The following is a 25,325-nucleotide window of genomic DNA, read 5'->3' as shown; positions in this document are numbered from 1 at the left end:
CCATTTATTTTGATTTTGGATCAAGGGCATCACGTAGTCCGTCACCGACCAGATTAACGGCGAGCACGACGAGGAAAATCGCGAAGCCTGGTAATAAACTGACATGAGGAGCAACTCTAAGGAACTTCTGTCCCTCGCTCAGCATGACTCCCCACTCTGCCATTGGCGGCTGTGCGCCAAGCCCTAGAAAGCTCATGCCTGAAGCAGCTAATATCATCCAACCTACATCCAGGCTTGCGGCTACGATTATCGGCGGCAAGCAATTGGGAAGAATATGATGGAAGATAATATGGAAATGTCCTGCCCCAAGTGCACGTTCTGCTAGAACAAACTCCATATTCCGAAACATTAACGCACTGCTGCGAACAATTCTTGCATAATAAGGAATCCCGACAATACTTATCGCAATCATCGTATTCATTAGTCCCGGCCCTAACGCTGCAATAATTGCGATCGCTAATAGAACGTAAGGAAAAGCCATTAATATATCTATAAATCTCATAATGACTGTGTCAAAGAATTTTTGAAAGTATCCAGCTATCAACCCTAAAATTGCTCCGAAAAATAATGCGATAAAGACAGCAATAAAGCCGACTGTAATTGATACTCGCCCACCCCATACTAACCGGCTGAAAATATCCCTTCCTAAGTCATCTGTACCGAGAAGATGACCTTCTGTCCCGATTGGTTTTAATCGGTTCATTAAGTCCACTTCCTCGGGATTTTCGAGTGGTAAAATCGGGGCAAGATACGTAATCAGTAATATTATCGAAAGCATGATTAGACCAGTTACTGCAGCTTTATCACGTAATAATTTCTTCCAAGCCGTTTTCCATGGACTTTGGCGCTTGTATGGTTTATCTGTTTCTGTTGCAGCAAGTATATTGCTCGCCGGCTTGCTCAAATTCGGTTCCACTCTCTTCACCTCCTATTTATAAGAGATTCGCGGATCGAGCAAGGCATAAAGTATATCTACAAGTAAATTCACGATTACGTAAGTGGTTGCGACGAAAAGGATAATTCCTTGTACTAACGGAAAATCCCGCGCTAAAATGCCATTAATCATCAGCGTACCAATACCAGGCCATGCAAAAACCATTTCAACGAGCACGGCTCCTGCTAGTAAAAAACCGACCTGCATTCCGAGAACAGTAAGGACAGGAATAAATGCGTTTTTTAGTGCATGTATGTAAATGACCCGCTGCTCTTTTATCCCTTTTGATCTTGCCGTTCGAATATAATCTTGTTCAAATACTTCTAACATGCTCGACCTCGTCATTCTCGCAATAACTGCCCCAGCTCCAGCCGAAAGTGCTAGTGAAGGTAAAACAATATGCTTCATTAAATCAGCAAAACCAGATTCTCCAGGTGAATACATCCCGGAAATTGGGAACAGATCGAGCTTTAAGCCAAAGATTATTTGCATAATGATTCCAAGCCAAAATACCGGCAAACAGAACCCGACTAAAACGAATAACATCAACCCGCGGTCAATCCATGAATACTTTTTATAGGCGGAAATAATCCCTACGCCAATTCCAACCACGGCAGCAATTAGCGCACTGCACACCGTTAAGATTAAGGTTGCGCTAAAGCGATCGACTACAAGCGGCAATACATCCATTTTCATTTGAATCGATCTTCCCCAATCACCTGTAAATACATTGCCAATCCAGGTGAAATATTGGACATATAACGGTTGATCTAATCCAAGCTGTGCATTTAGTTTTGCGATCGTCTCCGCTGTGGCTTTCGGACCTAAAATGATTTTCGCAGGGTCTCCTGGAGATAAATGCATAATAGAGAAAACTAGAATCGTCACTCCTAGTAAAACCGGGATTAACCCTCCTAATCTTCTTAAAATATAGGAAAACACCTCGCTCACCTCAACTTAAGAAATAGGTAAAGAGGAGATACTCTCCTCTTTACCTTTATGGATCTTTTATTCTACTGTTACTTTTGAAAATCTAAACACGCCGGTTGGATGAAGCTTGAAGTCTTTTAGACGGCTGTTTGCCACGACAATTTGTTTTTCATGGTCCACAACAATCCAAGGAGCATCCTCCATCACTAATTCTTGTACTTCTTCATACATTTTTGTCCGTTCATTCTTGTCATTAATGACTCTTGCTTTCTCCAATAATTCATCTACTTTTTTATTTTGGTAGTAGGAATCATTAAAGCCAGCTGTCGGCCATTGCTGACCGCTTAACAAAATATATAAGAAGTTATCCGGATCACCATTGTCACCCATCCAAGACATTTGGTGCATATCCATCTCGTTTTCTTCGGCAGGTACGAATACTTTATCTAAATACGTTCCCCACTCAAGCGTTTGAATCTTCACTTTCACACCAATTTTAGCCAAGTCGGCCTGGATTGCTGCCGCCATTGCTTCAGGCTGCTGCATACCGCTTCCCGATTCTGGAACCCAATAGGTTACCTCAAATCCGTCTGGATAACCAGCCTCAGCTAAAAGCTCCTTCGCTTTCTCAGTGTCAAATGCATAGTTTTTCACATTAGGACTGTGCCCCCATACGGTAGGCGGTACTGGACTGTTTGCCACCTCACCCGTCCCTTGTAAAATCCCTTCTACAATCGCTTCCTTATTCACCGCATAGTTCACAGCTTGACGCACTTTCACATTGTTAAACGGTTCCCGCTGTGTATTCAGTGCTGTCCACCATACATGCATGCCAGCCTGTTCAATTACTTGTAAGTTTGAATCATCTTTTAGTCTGGCAATATCATCTGGTGGAACATTCACGATAAAATCAATATTTCCTGATTCAAGTTCTGCCAAGCGCGTTTGCGGTTCTGTAATTGGTTTAAAAATCAATTTCTCAACAGAAGGTGCACCTTTAAAATAATCTTCATTTTTCTCCAGAATAACTTCAACGCCTGGATCCCATTTCACAAATTTATATGGACCCGTTCCCACAGGGTTTTTTGTGAAATCAGCACCATATTTTTCTACTGCTGTTGGACTGACAATACTTGCGGCATGCATCGCCATATTCCCTAAAAACGGCGCAAATGTCTCTTTCAAAGTAATTTTCACCGTATATTCATCGACTACTTCCACCTTATCAACTGATCCGAATGTAAAATCAGCATAGGCATATTGCCCGGTATCATGGAAAGGATGCTTCGGATCGATTTGGCGATCAATGCTGAACTTGACTGCATCTGCATTAAATGGAGTATCATCGTGGAATTTTACATCCTTCTTTAAATAAAACGTGTATTCGAGACCATCATCTGAAACATCCCATTTTTCTGCAAGCCCGGGTTCTAGTTCAGTACTTTCATCTTTAAAGTGCACGAGCTGATCGTACAATTCCATTGCAGTCCGGCTTGAGTTAAAGTCTGACAGCTGATGCGCATCTAAAGATGTTGGCTCAGCTTCCAAACCAATCACAAGTGTGTTGTTTCTAGCCGTTTTCGAATTGCCTGCTTTTCCTTCTTTTCCTTCTTCAGTCGAAGACTTGGAACTACATCCAGTCATCACTAAAGCAATAACAAGAAAAAAAGAAAGCAAATTTATTTTGGCTCTCTTCATACATTCTCGACCCCCTCTTTTTTCTTATTATAGGGAATCTTCTAACAACAATGTTGCGATATTATTTCAAATTTTTAATGTTTATTGACATCTTGTGAAATAAGAAAATAAGAACCATCCCACTGATAAAGATTCCTGCAAAACTATAAATCGTTAAAAGAGTCAGTTGAAAATGATCAATGATCATAGCCAAAATGGCTGCTATTATCATTAAAACTTGAGGAATTCTCAGATTTAAACGATCTTCAAATTGAAAAAAAGAAATGACCAATGTAAGTAAAGTAGATAAGTAAAGCACAATTCCAATTAAATGAGATATGCTCGGGGTTGATAATTTTTTGATCAGGAATACGAGCAACTCATTTACATGGCTAACCTCCAAATTTTGCGTGATTGCAACAACTGTCATCGTTGAAAAAGCCATTATAAATGTCGAAAAAATAAAAACCGCTACAAATAACTTGCGAATCCCCTTATGTAAGACAGGCCCCGTATATTTAGCGAGCAGTTCCCCTTGAAGCAAAAATTTTGAAAAGAAAATCAAAAACGCGATTGTAATAAACATCCATATGCCCTTTTGTTCGTTATGAAGAATAGTAGGATGATAATGCAGCAGGTCATGATAGACGGATTCGAGCCCTTTTTGTAAATAAATATAAGTAGGCAGAAAAATAGCTAAACTACTGATTAAGATAAACTTAATATTTTTTACCGCAAAAATGACCATTCTCCACTTTGAAAGAAATGTAATGATCAGCAGTATGACCGCAACGGTAAAGAAAACAGAAACGGTATTATGCATATTGAAAAATGTATGTAAAAGCACTCCACTAATTAATAGATGTAATATGAAGATTTCCAGTAGCCAAACCGCTAACAAAAGCCAGTTTAACCAGCTTCTATTTTTTACTGGTGCAGAATTGGAGAGAATAGGTCTTAAAAAAGGCAAGGCTGCACAAAACGCTAGTAAAAATGTGCATACAATGACAAAACCTGCAAAGACTCCGTATTGAATCACCGCTTCACTAATTAAAAAAATCATACTTATAGATAGCCAGTTTGAAATTAAATACGTTACGCTCAATGGTTTTATTGACTTCATCATCAATTCTTATGCAATTCCTTTATTTCGATATTCTTTTGGAGTACAGCTTGTAATTTTTTTGAAGGCACTGCTGAAATAATGCTGGCTATTAAAACCACATTCTTCAGCGATACGTTGAATGGGCCATCTTTTCTGACTTAATAGTAGATTCTTAGCCTTCTCCACTCGGTAATTGAGTAAATAATCAGAAAAGGATGTGCCTACTTCTTCACTAAAGAGTCTGCTTAAGTAGCTCGCATTAATATGAAGCTTGTTGGCAATTTCTGATAATTTAAGTGGCAGATTGTAATCATTTTTTACTAACTGCATCACTTCTTGAACAACTTCCGTATGGATATTGTATTCTGGGTGCTCATTTAAGAATGAGTGAATACTTGCGATCAATTCTCGTTCCATCACTGGCTTTACTAAATAATCAATTACTTTTAAATGGATCGATTGCTTTGCATAATCAAAGTTTTGAAATGCCGAAACAATGATGATTTCTATGGAAGGCATGAGTTCTTTAAGCTTCCCGGCGACCTCCAGACCATTTCGTCCAGGTAATTTAATATCCATAAGTGCGAGTTGAAACTGCTTCCCATCGGTTGCCATTTTTTCAGCTAGTTCAATGGCATTTGACCCGAATAAAGCTTTATAAATAGTCCAAGTAGGGAAATGTGAATGAATCAACAACTCTAATTGTTCCAATTCAATCGGCTCATCGTCCAATAGAAGAATATTCATCTTCATGTTCACCCCCCAGTTCATCGAAATGATAAATTTTCGGCAAAGACACCACTACCTTTCCACCGTGTTCCCTTTGACTAGTTAAAAAATCTATCTTTGCCTCGTCTCCAAATAATAACTTCAATCGTTTCGTGATGTTCATTAAGCCAACCCCGCCTTTGCCAGACAATGGGTTCACTTGAAAACCCGGACCATTATCTTCCACTATCAGTAAAAGCTGTTGCTCGTCAGTCGATTGTATCGTTATTTGCAAAATACCTTCACCTTCAATATTTTCTATTCCGTGCTTAAATGCATTTTCAACAAGTGTTTGCAATACGTATGGTACTATCAACGCCTCCTCGATTTCTTCCTCAATCAACCAATCTACTTGAAGGCGCTCGCCAAACCGCAATTGCTGAATTGCAATAAAGTGCTTTGTATAATCAAGTTCTTCGCGCAACGTATACAATGATTTTTCCTCATTATATTTAGAACGTAAATACAGCACCATATGCTCAAAAACGTTTTCCAATCGATCATATTTCTTCAACCTGATTAATCCAAGCATCGAATTCAGAGCATTAAATAAAAAATGGGGCTGAATTTGTTGATTCAGCTGAATATATTTACTTGTTTCTAACTCTTTTTCTAGTAGCACTTGTGTGTTTTCTACTTCTAGTAAATAAACTTGTCGCTCAAACGCGTTGAAAAAGATGAGCGTAAGTAATCCAACCACTGGTCCTAGTACACTAATTAAGATTAATAAGAAGAAGCTTTCATAGGAAACCATGATGAGCACCACCGATTTTCCAATATTATAAATAATTTTACTATGAAAGGGACTTTATGACTAGGGTAGGTACTTAATTGATTTTTCAAGCTTCCATAATGTAGCTCTATGGGAACTGTTTTCTCTTTTTCTCACATTCCCTGTCCTCATGAATGCTTCATGGTTCCCGGATCCTCCCTTTTTCTCACATTCTCATAGATCATTCCAATCAAATAGGACAACGACCATAGATCGTTGTCCTAATCGCTTTCTACAAATTATTTTACTAACGAAAGTTCCCCTAATTCAATTTCTCCTTTAAAATATTTACTTATTTCAATGCCTTATACGAATTCAAATGGCCGTTTCCGAAATACGATTTGTCTTTCCCTTTTACAGGGTCGACCGCTTTTTTATACAGAAGGTCTTGCAGCTTTGCTGGTGACATTTTTCCGTATTTGTCTACTAGCAGCGCAGCAACCGCTGATACTTTTGGTGTTGCCATCGATGTACCGATTGACCAATACCAGCCCCCATCCTCACTTGCGCTTAAGTTAAATTCTTGTTCAAATAGACGCTTTGAAAGATATTCAGCAAATCTCCCTTCCGCAAAGTATTGGTCATACATTCTCGCATCTCCACCTACCGCTGCAATGTCAATAAAGCCTGGTCCATAGTTTGAATAGTTTGCTAGAATATCGTTTTGCCCAGTTGCTGAAACGGTTACGACACCAGGAGTCGTTCCAGGAACTTCAAAACCAGCACCAACAAAATATAATCCATCTCCCGCATATTCTTCGTTCATGTAATCCATGACTTCTTTTTTGTTTGTAGCATTGAGACTTTCATTTCCTGCTGCTACAACAACGAGCGATCCCTTTTTAGTGACATAGTCCACAGCACGCTTATACGCTTTAAAGTCTGCTACATCATTTCCGAGATTTTCTTTCTTGCCTGTCACTGGATCAATATAGAAAATTTGTCCCATAACATCAAAGCCGCCTAAACTCATGGAAATGACATCAACCCCATCATTTGCGGCTGCAACCATTGCGGCAATAATCCAGGAGGTCTCAGCAGAGCTTGTACCGAACACACGATAGGCACGAATTCCGGTATTAGGTGCAACACCTAACATGGCGCCGTTCCCTGCAATCGACCCGGCAACATGGCTGCCATGACCATGTTGATCATCGAACGCATTCGGATCACCATTTTCACTGGGTTCCTCACCATCAAATCCGCCGGCAGGAACAAAGTTTTTCGAACCAGGTAAAAGATTTTTCACTAAATCCGGATGGTCGCGATCAATCCCTGTATCAATAATTCCGACTACTACATTATGTGAACCAGTTCCAAGTTTATAGCTTTCCCCATTATTAGTAATCCGCTTAATATCCCATTGCATGTCCCAAAGTGCTGCCTTCGCTGGATTTACAGCACTTTCCTTTATTCTCTCAGATTTCGGTAGGCTCCATGTCACAGATGGATTCGATGCACTCACACCTGAAATGCCTTTAATTTTAGTAAATGATGACTTTGAAGCTTTGACTTGTGCAAAACCAATTTCAGGAACTGAATATAAGACTTCCCCACCTAAGCTTTTTACCTGTTGTTCGAAATTTGCTGGAATACTATTTTTGTTAAATAGAACAGAATAGCTCCGCGCATCCGGCCCACTTGCTTTCGCTCCATTCACGAACGGTAAGAAGCTAAATACTAAAACAAAACTGAATACAACCGCAAAAAACTTTTTCATCTTGTTCCTCCCCAAGTGAATAATTATACGAACAATGCCTATAAAAAAGACAAGGCCGATATACATATAATTAGCCGGGAAACTGAGTATTTCCTTTAATATTCGTATAACAAATACTTACATCGCTCAACATGGATAAGGGAGTATTTTGTAGCAATCACACAATTTATTGCAAAAAAATAGAACAACGACTAATGATTCGTTGCTCCAAAAATTACTTTATCAAGTATTTATCTTCTTTTGATGTATCTAGATGCATTTTTTCAAGTTCAAGTCGCATTTTTTCCGTTTCAAGCAAAAAGTTCTGTTGTTTGATTTTTTCTAATTCGATTTCTTCTTTAATAATATTACTTTTGATTTTGGCCTTTTTTCGAGAATGTTCAGTAATGATTGCAACGATAGGGATTGTAAAAATCATTACGACGGCAATTGTACCTAAACCAATCAAAAATACCACCTCACCCAAAATTTAAACTTCCGATTCTTCTAAGTATACAACAATTTTAAATAGATTAGGCAGCATTATTTCCAATACTTACTATTTTTATTTAATATTTTTAGAGTCATTCTGATCGTTCCCCATAAGACTTAGCAAGGATTCCGGAATCGAAAACTTTTGGTTATTTATGATGAGCTGTGTCAAGTTTTCCTCTATATTATCCACTTGTTCCTCTTTAACAACTGCTATTTCACGATGAAGACTCTCCATCTTTTGATCCAGAGCGGTTGCAGAGTCCGCGGCTTCCTTTAATTCCCGAAGGAGGTTTGTTGGAACAGACTGATTGTATTTATAATAGATTTTATGTTCCAAACTTGCCCAGAAATCCATGGCGATGGTTCGAATTTGGATTTCTACACATACATGTTCTTCCCGATCTGACATAAACACCGGTACTTCAACTAACAGATGAAGACTGCGATAACCATTTGGCTTTGGGTTTTTAATATAATCTTTGACCTCCAAAACTTTCAGATCCCTTTGGTTTTTCAGCATGTCACTGATTCTATAAATATCGGAAATAAAGGAACATGTAATACGCAACCCAGCAATATCCTTAATATTACTTTTTATGCTGTGAAATGTAATATCCCCTCCTTTTCTATAAAGCTTATTAATAATGCTTTCAGGTGATTTCAATCGAGATTTTGTATGTTCAATCGGATTATAGTCATGAAGAAAGTGAAATTCTTCTTTTAATATCTCGATTTTTGTCTCAAGTTCATTCAGTGCGAATTTATACATGAGCATAAAACGAGTAAATTCATTTTTCATCCTTTTTATCTGTTCGACTTGGTTTGAAGTCATCCATAATCGCTCCAATTTCCCCTAATATATTATCCATATTATATGGAAAGATACGGACCATTACCGGGCCGTATCTTTCGTTGTTTCACTTATTCGTTAGTAATTGCTTGGTGAGACTTACCATCTTCCGGTTCTTCTTGAGGCATCTTATTAGATGTTCGAAGCGGAATTTCCCTTAAGAAAAAGGTAAGTACTAAAGCGACTACCAGTAAAAATGCACCTGCTAGAAAGACAGTTGTTAAAGATGCGCTTAATGCTTCGCGAAGTGTATCAATCATTTGTGTTACAACCGGCTGCAATTCCGCCGGTAGCGTCTGCTTTAACTGCTCTAGCTTAGGTTGATCAAGAAGCATTTGCGGACTTTGGAATGCAGCTAACTGTTCCGCAGCCTTTGGATCAATTTTGGTGACATCAAACCCACTATTAGATACCGCAGCTTTCATATTTTTGACCAATTGGGACTGCATAATTGATCCCATGACAGCAATTCCGATTGTACCGCCCAGATTACGGAACAATTGGGAAGACGCCGTTACTACTCCGAGCTGCGCAGGACTCACTGCGTTTTGGACCGTAATTGAGAAGACCGGCATTCCCGTACCAAGTCCAAGCCCGAATACAATCATCGCCACAACAGCCATCCACACACTATTCATAAACGCCATGATGATCATTCCAGCAATCATAATCGGCATGCCAATGAGTGCAAATCGTTTATATTTACCCGTTTTGGTAATCAAATTTCCAGTTATTGCGCTGACGACAACCATTGCGATTGACATCGGCATCGTGACATAGCCTGAATACGTGGGAGAAATCCCTTCCACACCTTGCACGAAAAACGGAAGATAGATGAGTGCACCCATCATTCCAGCGTTCATAATAAATCCAATACTATTTGAGATCGTAACAATATCATTACGGAACAATGATAATGGCAGTACTGGACTTGTCGCTTTTCTTTCCACGAAGATAAATACAACGATAAAAACAATGCTCGCTACAAATAAGCCAATGATTTCTGCGGAACCCCAATCATATTTCGTTCCTCCCCATGAAAAGCCTAGGAGCAATGCAATAATGGCCAAACTAAGAAAAAGAGAACCGAGATAATCGATTTTCTCTGATGTTTTGCGTACTGTTTTCGGAAAAAGCATTAGAATCAATCCGAAGGCAACAAAGCCTAACGGAAGGAAAATCCAAAACAGCCATTTCCAATCCATATTGTCTACAAGCCAGCCTCCGAGCGGCGGGCCAAGTACACTGGAAACACCGAAAACGGCCATCATCACACCCATCCATTTCCCACGTTCACGTGGCGAGAATAAATCCCCAACAGCGGTGAATGCGGATGACATGATAACACCTGCTCCGAGACCTTGAATACCGCGATATGTGATCATTTGATAAATATCTTTGGAAAAACCGCTTAAAAATGCACCAATCATAAATAATACAATACCAGCAAGAATGAACGGTTTCCGCCCATAAATATCGGATAATTTTCCGACCAGGACTGTTGCAATGGTGGACGTTAACATGTAGATGGTAATGACCCATGAGTAATGTTCCATCCCGCCGAGAATCGCAATAATTCTCGGCATCGCAGTGCCCACAATCGTTTGATTAATGGCAGAGAAGAACATCGCTACCATAATTGCAATCATAATCGTTACTTTTTTCTTTTGTGTCAAATCTCCCAAGGTCTACACTTCCTTTTCGTTAATCTTTACTTATCAGAGTCAACCATTTTTTCCAACAACTCGGTAATTACCCGAACTTCCTCTTGTTCCAATCGGGATAAGTAAGTTTTTAAGATTTCATTTCTTTGCCGAATAGCCTTCTTCAATACGTCTTTCCCTGATGGGGTCATTTCAACCAGCACAGATCTACGATCAATGGTGCCATGGGTACGTTTGACGTAGCCACCGCCCTCCAATCGATCAATCATCACTGTAATGGCGCTAGGTTTGACTTCCATCATTTCAGCAAGTTGTGAAACCTTACATTGACCAAATTTATTAAGAGCATATAGCATAAATGTCTGAGGTTTAGTGACTGGAGATTCAAATGTATTTTGAACACCAGATTCTATATTCCGCTTGAGCATTTGCATGGCAATTTGGAATCGGTTTACAAGATCATCCAATTGTTCCTCCTCCTTGAGGTATAGTTAAATGAATTAATTATTGAACAAACTAAACTTTAAACAGTTTAACTAATTTTGTCAAGATTTTTTTAATAGGTGCCTGTCCCCCACTGTGCTAAAGCGCAAAATCACATCTATAATTTTCCCTACCAGTTAAATGATTACTTACTTTTATGTATATACGAAATAAAGGTGACCTGTTATAGTCACCTTAGCTCTTTCATATTCTTTTGTATTACACGTGATTAGCAACTGTCATTTCTTCGCTTCAGATACTTTTAACAACTTACCTTTTATTTTCGTATTCTTCATCTCTTTCAGCACCATCGGACCTTTGCCATTGAATATTTCAACATAAGAAACGGTATCCAGTATTGTAATGATGCCAATATCCTCAACTGTTACGCCTTCAATTTTAGCAATCGTCCCTACAAAATCTACTGCTCTAAGCTTCTTTTTCTTACCACCATTAAAGTATAGCTTCATGATTTTTTTGTTTAGATGTTCATTTTTTGCTTTTTTAATCGTTGGTTCAACCTTCATTTTTGCTTCAAAGGCAGATTTCTTATTTGAAACTTCCTCTTTTGATGGGGCAGTCATGTTCGGAATCTTAAAGCCAATATATTCTTCTATTTCACTTAAAAACCGATCTTCAAATGGTGTAACAAACGTAATGGCTTTCCCCTGTTGGCCAGCCCGCCCAGTTCTTCCTGTACGATGGACATAGCTTTCATTCTCTAATGGGAGATCATAGTTGATAACATGTGTAATATTATCAATATCAATTCCTCTAGCTGCCACATCTGTAGCAATTAAATAACGAAATTCTCCCCTTTTGAAATCATTCATCACATCAAGCCGATCGTCTTGGAACATGCCTCCATGAATTTTGTCACAGCTGTAACCTGAATCAATTAACTGTTCACAAACAGTGTCTACTCGATCCTTTGTTCGACAAAAAATGATGCAACTATCCGGATTTTCTACAGTCGTTACATCTTTAAGCATAGAAAATTTATTTGCCTCAGGCACATTAATAAGAGAATGCTCGATTGTATCTGTCGTGAGTCCCGCGGCTTTTATCTCAATATCGATAGGTGTTTTCATGTACTTAACTGATAAGTTTTTGACTTCGTCCGGCAAAGTAGCCGAAAATAACATTGTCACTCGATTTCGCGGTAACTCTTTTATGATGGCTTCTACTTGTTCGATAAATCCCATTTTTAACATTTCGTCAGCTTCATCAATAACAAGATAGCCAATCCGTTCTAAGGACAGCGTACCTCTTTCAATATGATCAAACACGCGACCAGGAGTACCAACGACCACATGTGTTTTTTGCTTTAATTCTGTTTTTTGGATGGCAAAAGGTTGTTTTCCATAAACCGCCGCTGCTTTTATTCGTTTAAATCGGCCTATGTTTGAAATATCTTCTTTCACTTGAACAGCTAGTTCCCTCGTTGGTGTCAAAATCAACGCTTGAGGTTTATTTTCCTTCCAATCGATCAAATCACAAATAGGAATTCCGAACGCTGCCGTCTTACCACTTCCCGTTTGCGATTTCACAACAAGATCCTTCCTCTCTAACACAAGAGGTATGACTTTACTCTGTACTTCCGTTGGATTTTTATATTGTAAGCTGTTGAGCGCATTGGTTATTTCATCACTTAATTGATATTGTTTAAAACTTCCTTTAGACATAACAAGCCTCTTTTATTGGTGTATTTTTCAATATGATTAATTATTCCGGATACCATTATCGCAATGACTCCTTAGAAAAAGCGACCTACCCTTTGGGCTGGTCAAGTGCTTGGTAGTCTAACCGATACTCTCCATCTCCGGCAACTTCTGAATGGTACAAAGCTTTAAGCGCAAAGTTTTTCTCAAGGTCATGTTCATTCATTAATTCTTGTAACCGTTCTTGCAATTCTTGATTTTCTTTAACCAGCTTTTTCATTTGTGATTTCACATACTTCATAAGTTTTCTAACTCCTTTCCGGTACTGCATCTTTCCGTTAACGTTCGCTTTTATTCAGTAATTGCTATTTTTATATTCCTTAAACGATTCGATAAATTGTTGAGGAGATGTTTTTACTATGTAGGAGTGTAAGCCCGCACTCGTGTGCAAATAAAGGAGACCCCCTTCATTGCCAATCTTCCTGTAAGATATGTCGAGCACTTCCTGAAGATGAAACTCATGTTGCTGAGTAACAATCTTATCATTAAACAAATTTATAGTCTGTTCTTGCTCAAAAGCAATTTGTTCGATGCTATTTATTTCCCTATGAACCGTAATATACGGCTGTGCAGCTATCAAATCCATAAAACCCCTCCTAGAAAAACTAGCGATCATGTTTAACACTGGCCACTTATCAAGACAGCAAAAGATTGGATTACCGATATCTTCAACCAATTAAAGAGAAATTATCAAAATTCCCTACTACCTTAATATTTCCCGGATATCCTCTTCAGTAAGACTGGCTAGCATTTTTTCTTTCGGATCGATAATTTCTTCAATGAGATGTTTCTTTTTTTCTTGGAGCTCGTTGATTTTTTCTTCAATGGTACCGCGGGCAACAAGCTTGATTACCTGGACTACATTTGTCTGGCCGATGCGGTGGGCCCGGTCAGCCGCTTGCTCTTCTACAGCAGGATTCCACCAAAGGTCATACAGAATCACCGTATCGGCGCCAGTCAGATTAAGGCCGGTTCCACCTGCTTTTAACGAGATCAGGAAAAACTGTCCTTCGCCCTCATTAAAGCGCTGGCACATATTCACCCGATCCTCTGCAGGAGTTTGCCCGTCAAGGTAGAAAAAAGCATGCCCGCGTCCGGCTAATTCACTCCCAATCAAACCTAACATTTTCGTAAACTGAGAGAAGATCAATACCCTTCTTCCAGAAATTCTTGATTCCTCGACAATCTGCAGTAGCTGTTCCATTTTCGCCGAGCTCCCTTGATAGCCGTCTACGAATAGGGAAGGATGGCAGCAAATCTGCCGAAGCCGGGTTAAACCAGCGAGGATCTTGATTCGATTTTTTCGAATCGTCTCTTTGTTGAGATGTTTTAACGTATCATGGCGGAGTTTCGCCAAATAAGCCGCATATAGCTTTTTCTGCTCAGGCAGCAATTCCATAGATACGAGCTGCTCCATCTTTTCGGGAAGCTCTGACAGCACGTCTTCCTTTATTCTGCGTAGTAAAAAGGGGCGAATTCTCCTGGCGATTGTTTTTCGCGGGAGATTGCTGAATTCTTTAAAGCCTTTAAAAAGATCGGGGAAAACTACATAGAAAATCGACCATAGCTCCTCCAATGCATTTTCAACTGGAGTTCCTGAGAGTGCAAAGCGCACCCTTGCCTGTAACCTTTTCACCGCTTTCGCCGTTTGGGTGGCAGGATTTTTAAAAGCTTGGGCTTCATCAAAAAAGATGGTGTGAAACGCTTGCTTCTCGAACCATTGCCTGTCTTTGACTAGTAATGGATAGGATGTAATGATGACATCCTGCTGCATGGCCTCTTTTCTTTTCTCGACCCTCGCTTTGATCACTCCATCAACAATCATGGCTTGTATGTTCGGCGTAAACTTAGCCAATTCATTCAACCAGTTATACGTTAAAGAAGATGGACATACAATCAGGACAGGCTGCTTACTTTTTCGGATTTCAGGTAGCTCTGATAAAATATAGGTAATGCTTTGCAGCGTTTTTCCTAATCCCATATCATCAGCCAAAATCCCTCCGAAACCATAGGCAGAAAGTGTCTTCATCCATTTATACCCGTATCTTTGATAATCCCGTAGTGTCGGGTCTAATAATTCGGGCACTGTAAAATCCATCTCATTCGGATTGCAAAGATTTTGCAAAAACTTTCGAAAGGATTCCTCCATCGTAAAAAGCTGCTGCTCATCCTCGATGGATTCTAGAAGCCGTAGTCCTTCGATGATGGGAAGATCGATACCTTGCTCAAAATCTGGTTGTTCCACAGGCAAAGAATGCAAAAAACGCTGGATTTCCTCCATTTCCCTTGTTTCCAGTGAGAGCAAGGACCCATTACGCAAACGGTAATATTTCCGCTTCTCTTCCAAGGCTGCGAGCACTTCCCGAATTTCATGATCCCGAATCCCATCCATTTCAAATTTGAATTCCAGCCAATTGGTCCGCTCCCTTTTAACCTTGATCCTCATCTTTGGAAAGGCGTTTCCTTTAAAAATCCGATTCTTAATAGCTGTTGTTGCATAGATCTGTACAAGCGGCTGCAATTTTGGAATAACATGGTATAAAAACTCATATTCCAATTCCTCATTATGTAAAAAGTAACCACCTTCCGTCTTGGCGAAGAGGCTTGATTCCATCAGCTCCAAGATCTCCTCCTCCTTGTCCACATCCCGAACAAGTCCAGAGTTAGCCGGGAGTTCCCGGTCCATAAGTGGATTTACAACCACATGTTCATAATGAAACTCCAATCCGGCAAGGAGGCGATTTTTGAGCCGATCCAAATAAAGCTTTGCTATGAGCGGGGTCTTTAAAAATTGGCTAGAAATCAATGGAGAAATGTTAACATCCCCAAGCTTCTTTAACCCCGGAACGACTTTTTCCAGAAAAAAGCTCAATTGCTGTGGCGAAATTGGAATTCGATTCGTCCTTGAACGATCAAGCATCCGCTTCAGCTCGGAAAGGCGATTGCAGTCCTCCTCATTAAGACGAACCACATTTCCGCCGGATAATACCGTTTGGTAAGGCTCTAGAACAATGACATGTTTCAGGCCAGCAACCTTCAACTCGTAGTCTTCGCCCTCTGTCTCTGAAAAATTAAACAGCAAAGGGAGTTTTTGTTCGGATAAATGTAAGCCTTCGTACAGGTTTTCTCGGTATGCAAGTTTTACCATAGGGGTATTTACAAGCAAGGAAATCAATCTTTCCCAGGAAGAAGGTGGGATGAGCAGCATGGATGGACTGATCGTACCGTCCGCTTGATTGGCCAAGGTAGCTACAAACGCCTTTTCATCCTTCTCCACTTGGATGAGCTGACGAATGATAGCATCCGTTTCTGCTTGAAAACAATGCGAATTCGAATCATAAGTCATCGTGGCAGAAAGACTGTAGGGTCTGCCTTCTCCCACACTTGCAAGAAATTCCCTGACATTTAAGATTGGAATAGTATCTACTTCCATTTCCAAGCCCAACAAATTTTGCCCTTTCCCAATTGCTACCGGTTTACAGGTAAAACTTGGTTGAAGCACTTGTCTATTTTCAAAATAAGACTGGCTGCCGCTTGCCCTGGCTGGCTGTTCATTAAACAGGGTCAGCAGTCCTTCCGTCAGTGCATCTGGTTTGTCTGACACAATAGGGGTAGTTCCTTTTTGCTGATGGTCATACAAGGCCAGCAAAACCGCGGCTATATGCTGGCAATCATTTGTAAAGGACGGCAGTTTTGGACAGCTACATGCCGTTTGAAACTTACCGGCACCCTTGCACGCAATCGAAACACGGAAATCTTCCCCACCCTTTACGATTACCGTACACTCATCCTCTCTATATTTTTCAAACGTCACCTTATTGGCACGATAAAAAGAGTCCCCTTTTTTAAAGGAGACGGATCCGCATAATTCTCGAATGATGTCATGATTCAGTTTAAGCTTCATCTCGACGCCTCCTTTCTAAATAATTTGCCACAACCTAGTTAAAATAATTGTAACACAGGTCGAGGATGATCTCGTTCGTCGCTTCGACACGAACCCACATTATTTCCCAGGAAAAGATTTATTTCTCCAATATTTTTAGCGGACCTGTTCACCTGCTCTACAATTTATAAAATAAGCACCGGGATTATATTTCCCGGTGCTCGTTAAAATCAATATTTCCATTACCTATTAGCTTGGACAAGTTATACCTTGATTAAAGTCCGTTTTAAAAATTCTCTCGTCCGTTCTTCGGTTGGATGATTGAAAATTTGCTCCGGGCTTCCTTCTTCTGCGATTACACCTTTATCCATAAATACAACCCGGTCAGAAACTTCCTTTGCAAATTCCATTTCATGGGTGACAATTAACATCGTAAGGCCTGTTTCGGCCAATTCCTTCATTACTTTCAGCACTTCACCGACCATTTCAGGGTCAAGGGCAGATGTAGGCTCATCAAACAACATGACATCGGGCTCCATCGAAAGTGCTCTCGCTATCGCTACACGTTGTTTTTGGCCGCCTGAAAGTTGGCGCGGTTTGGCGTTGATGTATTGATCCATCCCCACGACTTTCAAATATTTCATCGCAATTTTTTCGGCTTCCGCTTTGGAACGCTTTAATACTTTCACTTGGCCAACAACACAATTGTTTAGCACATTATGATTATTAAATAAGTTAAATTGCTGGAAAACCATCCCTAATTTTCTGCGATAAGCATGGATATCATGCTTGTCGTCTAAAATATTTTCATTATGATAAATAATTTGGCCGCCGCTTGGTTTTTCTAATAGATTAATACAACGCAGAAGGGTAGATTTCCCAGATCCAGATGAACCAATGACGCAAACCACTTCGCCTTTTTTTACTGAAAAATCAATGTCCTTTAATACTTCATGCGATCCAAAGGATTTGCTTAAATGCTGGATATCGATGACTGTTTCCATATGTTCTCCTCCTTTGTTTATGATTTAGTAACCATATTGTAGTTTTCTTTTCCGTCCAATCTTCTCTCCAAATAACGCAAAATTAATGATACTGTAAACGTCATGACGAGATATAGGACACACGTTACAAAAAATGATTCAAAATAGCGATAGTTGTTGCCTGCAATCGATTTTGTTTGGAAATATAATTCCGTTACACCTATAACGTTTAAGACTGACGTATCTTTAATATTAATAATATATTGATTGGTCGTTGCTGGTAAGATATTGCGTAGGACTTGTGGTAAAACAATGTTCATCATCGTTTGCACGTGATTCATGCCAATTGCTTGAGAGGCTTCAAACTGCCCTTTGTCGACAGAAATGATCCCTCCACGAACGATTTCCGCCATATATGCTCCTGTATTAATCGATACGATCAACAAGGCCGCAAAGGTTCGGTCCATGTCGAAACCAAAAGCTAAAGCCGTCCCGTAAAAAATGACCATCGCTTGTACAATCATCGGAGTACCACGGAAAAATTCCACATAAAAAGAGAGAATCACATGAATAACTTTAAGAATACCTCTTTTTGCTTTTCGCTCCGGTGTCGGAATCGTATGAATCATCCCGATAATTAACCCGATGATTGCGCCAACAATTGTTCCAATGGTTGAGATGAAAAGGGTCATCCCCGCTCCACGAAGGAACATTGGCCAGTAGTTAGTAATAATATTTATGAACCATTCAAAACTCATCATATTCCTCCTATTTTAAAGAAAAGCGCAAGCGCTCACATTCCAAAAACCGACTGCAAAAGGAAGCAGCCGGTATCAATTACTCATTATTCTGCAGCTGGTTGATTTTTAATGGCAGTATCCATCATGTTTTGACGTTCTTCTTCAGAGATGGCTTTCAAAGCTTCATTGATTTTATCCGTTAATTCACTACCTTTTTTAAGTCCGACAGCAATTGCAGTATCTTCAGGAGATGTAACAAAGCCATCTGTAAATTCTACCATGGCGAAGTTTTCGTTGGCCGCGGAAGCACTAACCGCTTCTGGACGCTCTGTCACGTATCCGTCAATCATGCCCGATTCCAGCGCAACCCTCATTGCCGGGAAGTTATCCATCGCTGTCTCTTTAACGACTCCTTCAATTTGATCGATGACTGAATAGTGGAATGTATTTAATTGAGCAGTAATTTTTGCTCCTTTAAAGTCTTGAATAGAAGTAGCATCTTCATATGCCCCGCCATTTTTTACAACCATCACTAAATTGGATGTGTAGTAAATATCCGAGAAGTCGATTGTCTTTTTACGGTCTTCTGTTGGTGACATTCCGGCAATAATCGCATCGATTTTGCCTGAAGTTAACGATGGTACAAGGCCGTCCCATTCCGTTTTCACAATGACTAATTCTTTTCCTAAATGTTCCGCAATCTTTTTGGCGATTTCTAAATCATATCCACCAGCATATTCCGCGTTGCCAGAAATTTTAACCGCGCCGTTTGCATCGTCCATTTGCGTCCAGTTGAATGGTGCATAGCCAGCTTCCATACCTACTTTAAATGTTTCCTTTTTTGAAGATGAACCTGTTTTTTCTGAACCGCCAGTTCCGCATGCTGCTAACAGCAAAATGACTGAAAGGAACATCGTTATAACTATGGATGATTTTTTCCTCATGGTTACTTCTCTCCTTTTTAATAGGTTTATGTTTTTAAAAACTAAAAAAGGACAATTATACGTCCTGAAATGAACTCAGGTCGTATAATTGTCCTAAATCCTCTTCTTTTTTCCATATGAGATAGTACACCTCAATAAACCAGGACGTTTATTGAGACAGTCCTGCAGCTCTTAACTGCAGACCCAGCAAGTAATACAGAGAAATATTACAAACTTCGGCGGTATTTCCTTCTCCTTAAAATCACAGATTCTCAAACTCCTTTAAGGACTGTTAAATACCGCGCCTCTACCTCACCCGTAAAAGTGAGGTCTTATTCAATTGTGATACATAGTCAATAGTTTACAATAACATAATTTATCCGTCAACCAGACTATGAGTATTATTGCCTACTAAGCTGAATATCTAGTGACTCATACTCGTATCCTCGGTTCCATTCGTATCATTTATAACAAGCTGATACTTTCGTTTTCCAGGAAAAAAGATGAACAATAGTGTTCCAAGGAGCACGATTCCCCCCATCAACAAGAAGAGATACTGTGGTCCTTGTTGATCGACGATCAAGCCTCCTACGACGTTCCCAACAATGCCTGCAATCCCACCAGCTGCCGCAAATAAGGTTTGAGCTGTAGCCTTCGCATGTTTTGGCGCCATCAGATTCACAATCTCCACAGCCGAACTGAAGTAAAATGCGAAAGCCAATCCGTCCAATGCCTGTAAGGATAATACCACACCGACCGGAGGCGCAAAGCCCATCACGATGTACTTAATGGCATACGCAAAGATACCGAGGATTAACATCGGAAACAAGCCAATACGGCGAATTAACTTTGCGGAAAGCCAGAAAAGTGGAATCTCTACAACCGCTGCTATGGTAAAGTTCCAACCAACTAGATCAACGGGATAATTCAATTTTTGAAAATAAATCGGCAAATAACTGAAGTTCATAGTAACCGACCCCGAAATCAGCAAGGTGATTCCTAAAAACAAACCGAAATGCCAATTCGTGAATAATGCGCCAAGTACCTCTTTCCCAAGTACTGCTGGTCTTTTCGCTCTTTCCAATTTTGGAAAGGTAAACATTAATAAAAACATGATGATAGAAAAGAATGAAAATGCTAAAAAACTATAATGGTAGCCAATCGCGCTATAAACATAACCAGCAATAACCGTAACGAAGGCAAAACCCAATGCCCCCCATAGACGGACCTGTCCAAAAGTAAAACCGAACTTAGGCCCATTCTCAACTGTAATGGCATCTACAATCGTACCTGCAGGCGTATTGAGGAACGAGAAGATGATGGCGGTGATGATCATCGGAATAAAAGCATGACTAAAGATAAATCCAAATGCCACAATAGCAGATAGAAATGACGATACCTTCAGCAACGTCCGATAATCCCGCGCAGCGTCGTTAATCAAACCAAATATAGGTTGGGCGGCAATGCCGGTTAACGAGCCCGCCGCAAGGATGATTCCAATCGTAGCCCCGTCGTAACCCCTTTCATTTAAAAACAAGCTCATAAACGGCATAAAACTTCCCATACCGATGTACAAAACTAAATAAAACATGGAAATTCTTAGCTTCATTTAAACACCATCCATTCAAGATTCACTCGGCATTAGGAGACTTCGAACTTAGCTTCGTACTAGTCAATTGACTGTAGTATAATTGACTTAGGACCAATTTGTCACTACAAATTCATAAATATTTGTCATTACAAGAACAAAGACCAAACAAAAGACAGGTGCATCTCACCTGTCTTTTGTTTGTAATTAGTTTATTATTTTCACTATTAATTTAGAAGAGCCTTTCGAAAAGCTGTTGCTGCTCTATTAGGATCCTTTGCTTTCATAATCCCCGAAACGATTGCTACTCCGGCGATGTTTTTATTCCGAATCTCTGCTAGATTTTCAATCTTTATCCCACCAATGGCTACGGCAGGGATGGTCACGGCATTCGTAATTAATTCTAATATTCCTTTAGGCAGAATTTTAGCATCATTTTTTGATTGCGTCGGGAAAGCTGCACCCACCCCAATATAATCAGCACCATATTTTTCTGCTTCCTTTGCTTCATCTACTGTTGAAACAGATATTCCAATAATCATCGAAGCGGGAACAATTTTCCTTACTGCCGATAATGGAAGATCTGTTTGACCGATATGAATACCATCAGCGTTAACAGCCAATGCAACATCAACACGGTCGTTAATGATTAGTGGAACATCGTAGCTAGCTAATAATTCCTTTAATTTTCTTGCTTTTTCGTAAAAATCTTTACCAGAACTATTTTTTTCGCGCAGCTGAACAATAGTAACCCCGCCTTTTACTGCTTCTTCTACGATACGGAGAAGCTCTGGCATTGGAACGGATTCTTCCGTGACTAAATATAAATTGTAGTTCGGTGTCATAGGAAACGAACTCCTTCCGCCCATTTTTGCTCATTCATCAGAGAAATTTCATCCATCAGCTTTATACGGTAAGTTCCAATTCCATCGTTGTCATTCAATGCTTTTTTAGCCCGCTCTCCCGCTAGGCTCATCACTGACATGCCAGCAATGGCGGCTGAAAACCAGTCCTCCGTGATGCCGGCGAAACAAGCAATTAATGATGCTGTCATACATCCTGTTCCCGTTATTCGAGTTAACCAAATATCACCATTTGAAATTTGGACAGTTTCTGTACCATCTGAAATGACGTCATGTTCCCCGCTGATTACAGTGATGGCTTGAAGCTGCTGCGATGCTTTAAGAGCAAGTTCTACTTTAGAAATAGTAAGTTCACCCGTATCGACGCCCCTTGTTGTCGCCTTTCCGCCAATGAGAGCATAAATCTCTGTTGCATTTCCTCTAACAATTGATACATTTACTTTATTCAGTAAATCAATCGCCCTGCTTGTCCGAAAAGGAGTCGCACCGACACCGACCGGATCGAAAATAACAGGAATCCCTTTTTTATTTGCAGCTTGACCAGCCCGAATCATGGATGCATACATCGATTCGTCAGTCGTTCCAAAATTAATAACCAGCGCATCTGCAAGTTGAACCATATCACAAACTTCTTCTATATTTGTCGCCATGACAGGGGAACCGCCGATGGCTAATGTTACATTCGCACAATCATTGATCGTTACACCGTTTGTAATATGATGAACGAGTGGATTCCGGTCTTTCATTAATAAAAATAAATCATTTATGACAGACTTTTTCACATCCTACATCCTCTCAAAATTATTCTCACAGAGTACAAGATTAGCTCTTTCATATAATTCATAAAAATGATTTGTCGGTCCATGTCCATGACCTAGGTTTAGACTATGTTGGATTGCCATTGTAATATATTTTTTTGCCAGTTGGACTGCTTCCAATAAGGTAGCCCCTTTTGCTAAATTGGCCGCAATGGCTGAAGATAATGTACATCCTGTTCCATGCGTGTTTTTTGTATGGATTCTTTCTCCTTTTACCCAGTGGAAATTTACCCCATCGTAAAATAAATCATTCGGATCTCCGCTAAGATGGCCGCCTTTTAGAAGAACAGTTTTTGGTCCAAGGGCCTTTATGGCCAAACATGCGTCCATCATATCTGCTTCTGTTTGTATGGAGCGATTTATTAAAACTTCAGCTTCCGGAATATTTGGCGTAACAATTGTAGATAGGGGGAGCATTTTCTCTTTTAATGCTGAAATCGCTTCTTCCTGTAATAAACGATTTCCACCTTTTGAGACCATGACAGGATCTAGAACGATAGACTTCGGTTGATACATTTCTAATGAATCTGCAACAATTTTTACAGTTTTAACGGATGAGAGCATGCCAATTTTCACTGCATCCACACGAATATCATCAAAAACAGCTTCTATTTGATCCTTAATAATGGAAAGGTCAATATTCTGTACGGAACGGACCTCCACCGTGTTTTGTGCCGTCACAGCCGTTATTACGGACATTCCGTAAACGCCTTGAGCAGCAAAAGCTTTTAAATCTGCCTGGATTCCAGCACCGCCACCTGAATCAGATCCCGCGATTGTTAGTGCTGTTTTCATGTAATATCCCTCCTAGCGCTCTATTACGAACTAATATCTTTAGTAATCCGTAGCCCATGATCGCTCCCGTGAAGGAGCTGATCATAAAGGCAGGAATAAATCCAAATAATGTTGCTTCCTGGCCTAATAGCAAGGTGGCAATTGGATAGGTGGCCAACGCACCAATTATTCCTGTCCCAACTACTTCACCAATTGCAGCAAAGCCAATTCTCTTCGTTTTGGAGTAAAGAATAGCTGCTAAAAATGCGCCAATCATACTTCCTGGATAGGCAAATAAACTCCCTGTCCCAAGCATGTTTCTTAGCGTTGATGAGATAAATGCTTGAATGACTGCATACCATGGTCCAAGTAAAACTGCCGATAATACATTAGCAAAATGCTGAATCGGAAAGATCTTTGCGAACCCGACTGGAATATAAATGAAACTGCTTGATACGGTTGTAATTGCTGCAATGATGGCGGTTAATGTTAGCTTTTTTGTTTTTTGCATCTTATTCACTCCCTAAAATATCCTTGTCAACCTGAGCTTAAATCGGCCAATCTTGCTTGTGATAATTCATATCCCAAAATAAATATTCGTATTTAGACGTCATTTGGAAATGCTCTTCTAGGATGGCAAGCTCACGCTCTGGTTTACCGTCTGCAAGTTCATCCATGAGTTGAATTAACCATTTAGCCCCTTCACCAAATGTTTCCGAATCATAAGTTTCAATCCATTTTGCATAAGGATTTGTTGCTAATTGGTCCCCATATTGCTTTCTTAATAGTTTTCCAATTTCCCAATAATCCCACGCACATGGGAGCAAGCAAGCAACTACTTCTGCTAAACTGCCATTTTGGGCGACATTTAACATATAACGTGTATAGGCTAAGTTGACAGGTGTAGGTTTGGTTGCTTCTAATTCCTCACGGGAAATGCCAAACTCGGCTGCAAATTGACGATGCAATTCCATTTCAAAATGCAATGTCTCATGAAGGATTTGGGCAAATTTCCCCATTGTATGTAAATCCCGCGCCTTCAATACGCCAACTGCAAACAGCTTCGAATAGTCAATCAAATAAGCATAATCCTGTTTCATGTAGTAAATAAATTTTTCCTCATCCAATGTACCCTTCCCAATCTCTTGAACAAAAGGATGATTGTGATTTTTCTCCCAAATCGGCTGCACATTTGTAAATAGTCTTTCAGTGAATTTCTTTGTTTTTACCGTTTCCATTAATAATTCCTCCTATAAAATCGTTTTATATTTTGTATTACCTCGATACACAAATTTTTACGAGCACAAAAAAACCGCTTCCCAATTGAGGAAAGCGGTTCATCATACACACGTACTCTTGTAATGATAACTACTTCCCTACGCTAGTGCTAACTAGATCAGGTTCGAAGGGTACTTCTCAGCCATAAAGGCGCCCCCAGCAGAAAAAATATTCTATTATCAAAAAACCTCCACTTTTTTTACTGAAAAAGTGGAGGTTGATAGTTATACATATTTTCAACCAATTACCACTTCCCTACGCCAGCGTAAACTAGATCAGGTTCAGAGGGTTTAGAACGGCCGTTCCATCTCAGTCTATAAGTAGACACCCCTAGTGTAATTTATGATTCAACTCATAGCATAGCATGAATATTTGAA

The 25,325-nt window shown here is 39.9% G+C and carries 24 protein-coding genes and 3 riboswitches; all 24 genes read right to left on the bottom strand.

Translation table 11 applies throughout. The features are described from left to right. Positions 1–4: 4 nt before the first annotated feature. Positions 5–916, bottom strand: coding sequence for an ABC transporter permease (locus KHA88_RS10305; RefSeq protein WP_346729175.1), 912 nt, complete (start codon positions 914–916; stop codon positions 5–7). A 12-nt stretch (positions 917–928) separates the two neighbouring features. Next, positions 929–1,876 (bottom strand): ABC transporter permease, encoded by a 948-nt coding sequence (locus tag KHA88_RS10300; RefSeq protein WP_213098949.1) that lies wholly within the window; start codon positions 1,874–1,876, stop codon positions 929–931. Positions 1,877–1,942: 66 nt separating this feature from the next. Continuing rightward, complete coding sequence (locus KHA88_RS10295; RefSeq protein WP_213098689.1) at positions 1,943–3,562, bottom strand: ABC transporter substrate-binding protein; 1,620 nt, start codon at positions 3,560–3,562, stop codon at positions 1,943–1,945. Positions 3,563–3,623: 61 nt separating this feature from the next. Beyond that, positions 3,624–4,667: a hypothetical protein gene (locus tag KHA88_RS10290; RefSeq protein ID WP_213121862.1), complete on the bottom strand. Its 1,044-nt coding sequence runs from the start codon at positions 4,665–4,667 to the stop codon at positions 3,624–3,626. Positions 4,668–4,673: 6 nt separating this feature from the next. Further along, positions 4,674–5,399 carry a response regulator transcription factor gene (locus KHA88_RS10285; RefSeq protein WP_249313026.1) on the bottom strand — a complete coding sequence of 242 codons (726 nt, stop codon included), beginning with the start codon at positions 5,397–5,399 and terminating at the stop codon, positions 4,674–4,676. Then, positions 5,368–6,168, bottom strand: a complete 801-nt coding sequence (locus tag KHA88_RS10280; RefSeq protein WP_213098691.1) for a sensor histidine kinase — start codon at positions 6,166–6,168, stop codon at positions 5,368–5,370. The genes KHA88_RS10285 and KHA88_RS10280 overlap by 32 nt, the downstream gene beginning before the upstream one ends. 310 nt (positions 6,169–6,478) lie before the next feature. Continuing rightward, on the bottom strand, positions 6,479–7,906 hold the full coding sequence (locus tag KHA88_RS10275; RefSeq protein ID WP_213121861.1) for a S8 family peptidase: 1,428 nt from the start codon (positions 7,904–7,906) through the stop codon (positions 6,479–6,481). 214 nt (positions 7,907–8,120) lie between these two features. After that, a complete protein-coding gene (locus KHA88_RS10270) occupies positions 8,121–8,363 on the bottom strand; it encodes a hypothetical protein (protein ID WP_430413710.1) in 243 nt (80 codons plus the stop codon). Positions 8,364–8,450: 87 nt separating this feature from the next. Then, a complete protein-coding gene (locus KHA88_RS10265; protein WP_213121860.1) occupies positions 8,451–9,212 on the bottom strand; it encodes a GTP pyrophosphokinase in 762 nt (253 codons plus the stop codon). Positions 9,213–9,301: 89 nt separating this feature from the next. Next, positions 9,302–10,915: an MDR family MFS transporter gene (locus KHA88_RS10260; protein ID WP_213121859.1), complete on the bottom strand. Its 1,614-nt coding sequence runs from the start codon at positions 10,913–10,915 to the stop codon at positions 9,302–9,304. Between the two features lie 26 nt (positions 10,916–10,941). Next, positions 10,942–11,361, bottom strand: a complete 420-nt coding sequence (locus tag KHA88_RS10255) for a MarR family winged helix-turn-helix transcriptional regulator (RefSeq protein WP_213107589.1) — start codon at positions 11,359–11,361, stop codon at positions 10,942–10,944. Between the two features lie 255 nt (positions 11,362–11,616). Continuing rightward, positions 11,617–13,062 (bottom strand): DEAD/DEAH box helicase, encoded by a 1,446-nt coding sequence (locus KHA88_RS10250; protein WP_213121858.1) that lies wholly within the window; start codon positions 13,060–13,062, stop codon positions 11,617–11,619. A gap of 85 nt (positions 13,063–13,147) precedes the next feature. Further along, positions 13,148–13,339, bottom strand: a complete 192-nt coding sequence (locus KHA88_RS10245) for a hypothetical protein (protein ID WP_213121857.1) — start codon at positions 13,337–13,339, stop codon at positions 13,148–13,150. Between the two features lie 54 nt (positions 13,340–13,393). Continuing rightward, positions 13,394–13,684, bottom strand: a complete 291-nt coding sequence (locus KHA88_RS10240) for a hypothetical protein (RefSeq protein WP_213107587.1) — start codon at positions 13,682–13,684, stop codon at positions 13,394–13,396. 117 nt (positions 13,685–13,801) lie between these two features. After that, complete coding sequence (locus KHA88_RS10235) at positions 13,802–17,002, bottom strand: DEAD/DEAH box helicase (protein WP_213121856.1); 3,201 nt, start codon at positions 17,000–17,002, stop codon at positions 13,802–13,804. A 242-nt stretch (positions 17,003–17,244) separates the two neighbouring features. After that, positions 17,245–17,985, bottom strand: coding sequence for an amino acid ABC transporter ATP-binding protein (locus KHA88_RS10230; protein WP_213098702.1), 741 nt, complete (start codon positions 17,983–17,985; stop codon positions 17,245–17,247). Between the two features lie 17 nt (positions 17,986–18,002). Further along, positions 18,003–18,722 (bottom strand): amino acid ABC transporter permease, encoded by a 720-nt coding sequence (locus KHA88_RS10225; protein WP_213107584.1) that lies wholly within the window; start codon positions 18,720–18,722, stop codon positions 18,003–18,005. Positions 18,723–18,808: 86 nt separating this feature from the next. Further along, positions 18,809–19,648: a transporter substrate-binding domain-containing protein gene (locus KHA88_RS10220; protein WP_213107583.1), complete on the bottom strand. Its 840-nt coding sequence runs from the start codon at positions 19,646–19,648 to the stop codon at positions 18,809–18,811. Between the two features lie 114 nt (positions 19,649–19,762). Next, positions 19,763–19,945, bottom strand: a riboswitch (Lysine riboswitch). A gap of 106 nt (positions 19,946–20,051) precedes the next feature. Further along, positions 20,052–21,236 (bottom strand): MFS transporter, encoded by a 1,185-nt coding sequence (locus KHA88_RS10215; protein WP_213121855.1) that lies wholly within the window; start codon positions 21,234–21,236, stop codon positions 20,052–20,054. Positions 21,237–21,442: 206 nt separating this feature from the next. Then, on the bottom strand, positions 21,443–22,060 hold the full coding sequence (gene thiE / locus KHA88_RS10210; protein WP_213121854.1) for a thiamine phosphate synthase: 618 nt from the start codon (positions 22,058–22,060) through the stop codon (positions 21,443–21,445). Next, positions 22,057–22,860, bottom strand: coding sequence for a hydroxyethylthiazole kinase (gene thiM / locus KHA88_RS10205; RefSeq protein WP_346729174.1), 804 nt, complete (start codon positions 22,858–22,860; stop codon positions 22,057–22,059). The genes thiE and thiM overlap by 4 nt, the downstream gene beginning before the upstream one ends. Positions 22,861–22,863: 3 nt before the next feature. Further along, positions 22,864–23,691: a bifunctional hydroxymethylpyrimidine kinase/phosphomethylpyrimidine kinase gene (gene thiD / locus KHA88_RS10200; protein ID WP_213121853.1), complete on the bottom strand. Its 828-nt coding sequence runs from the start codon at positions 23,689–23,691 to the stop codon at positions 22,864–22,866. Next, the gene (thiW, locus tag KHA88_RS10195; protein WP_213121852.1) at positions 23,660–24,181 is read right to left on the bottom strand and encodes an energy coupling factor transporter S component ThiW; all 522 of its coding nucleotides are present in this window, start codon (positions 24,179–24,181) and stop codon (positions 23,660–23,662) included. The genes thiD and thiW overlap by 32 nt, the downstream gene beginning before the upstream one ends. A gap of 37 nt (positions 24,182–24,218) precedes the next feature. Continuing rightward, positions 24,219–24,908 carry a thiaminase II gene (gene tenA / locus KHA88_RS10190; protein WP_213107578.1) on the bottom strand — a complete coding sequence of 230 codons (690 nt, stop codon included), beginning with the start codon at positions 24,906–24,908 and terminating at the stop codon, positions 24,219–24,221. A gap of 118 nt (positions 24,909–25,026) precedes the next feature. After that, positions 25,027–25,116, bottom strand: a riboswitch (TPP riboswitch). A 67-nt stretch (positions 25,117–25,183) separates the two neighbouring features. Next, a riboswitch (TPP riboswitch) is annotated at positions 25,184–25,290 on the bottom strand. Positions 25,291–25,325: the final 35 nt, after the last annotated feature.

This window comes from Lederbergia citrea, from assembly GCF_018343525.1.
Lineage (GTDB): Bacteria > Bacillota > Bacilli > Bacillales > Bacillaceae_C > Lederbergia > Lederbergia citrea.
Note: the sequence above shows the minus strand (reverse complement) of the source record. Positions and strands in the feature narration are given on the sequence as shown.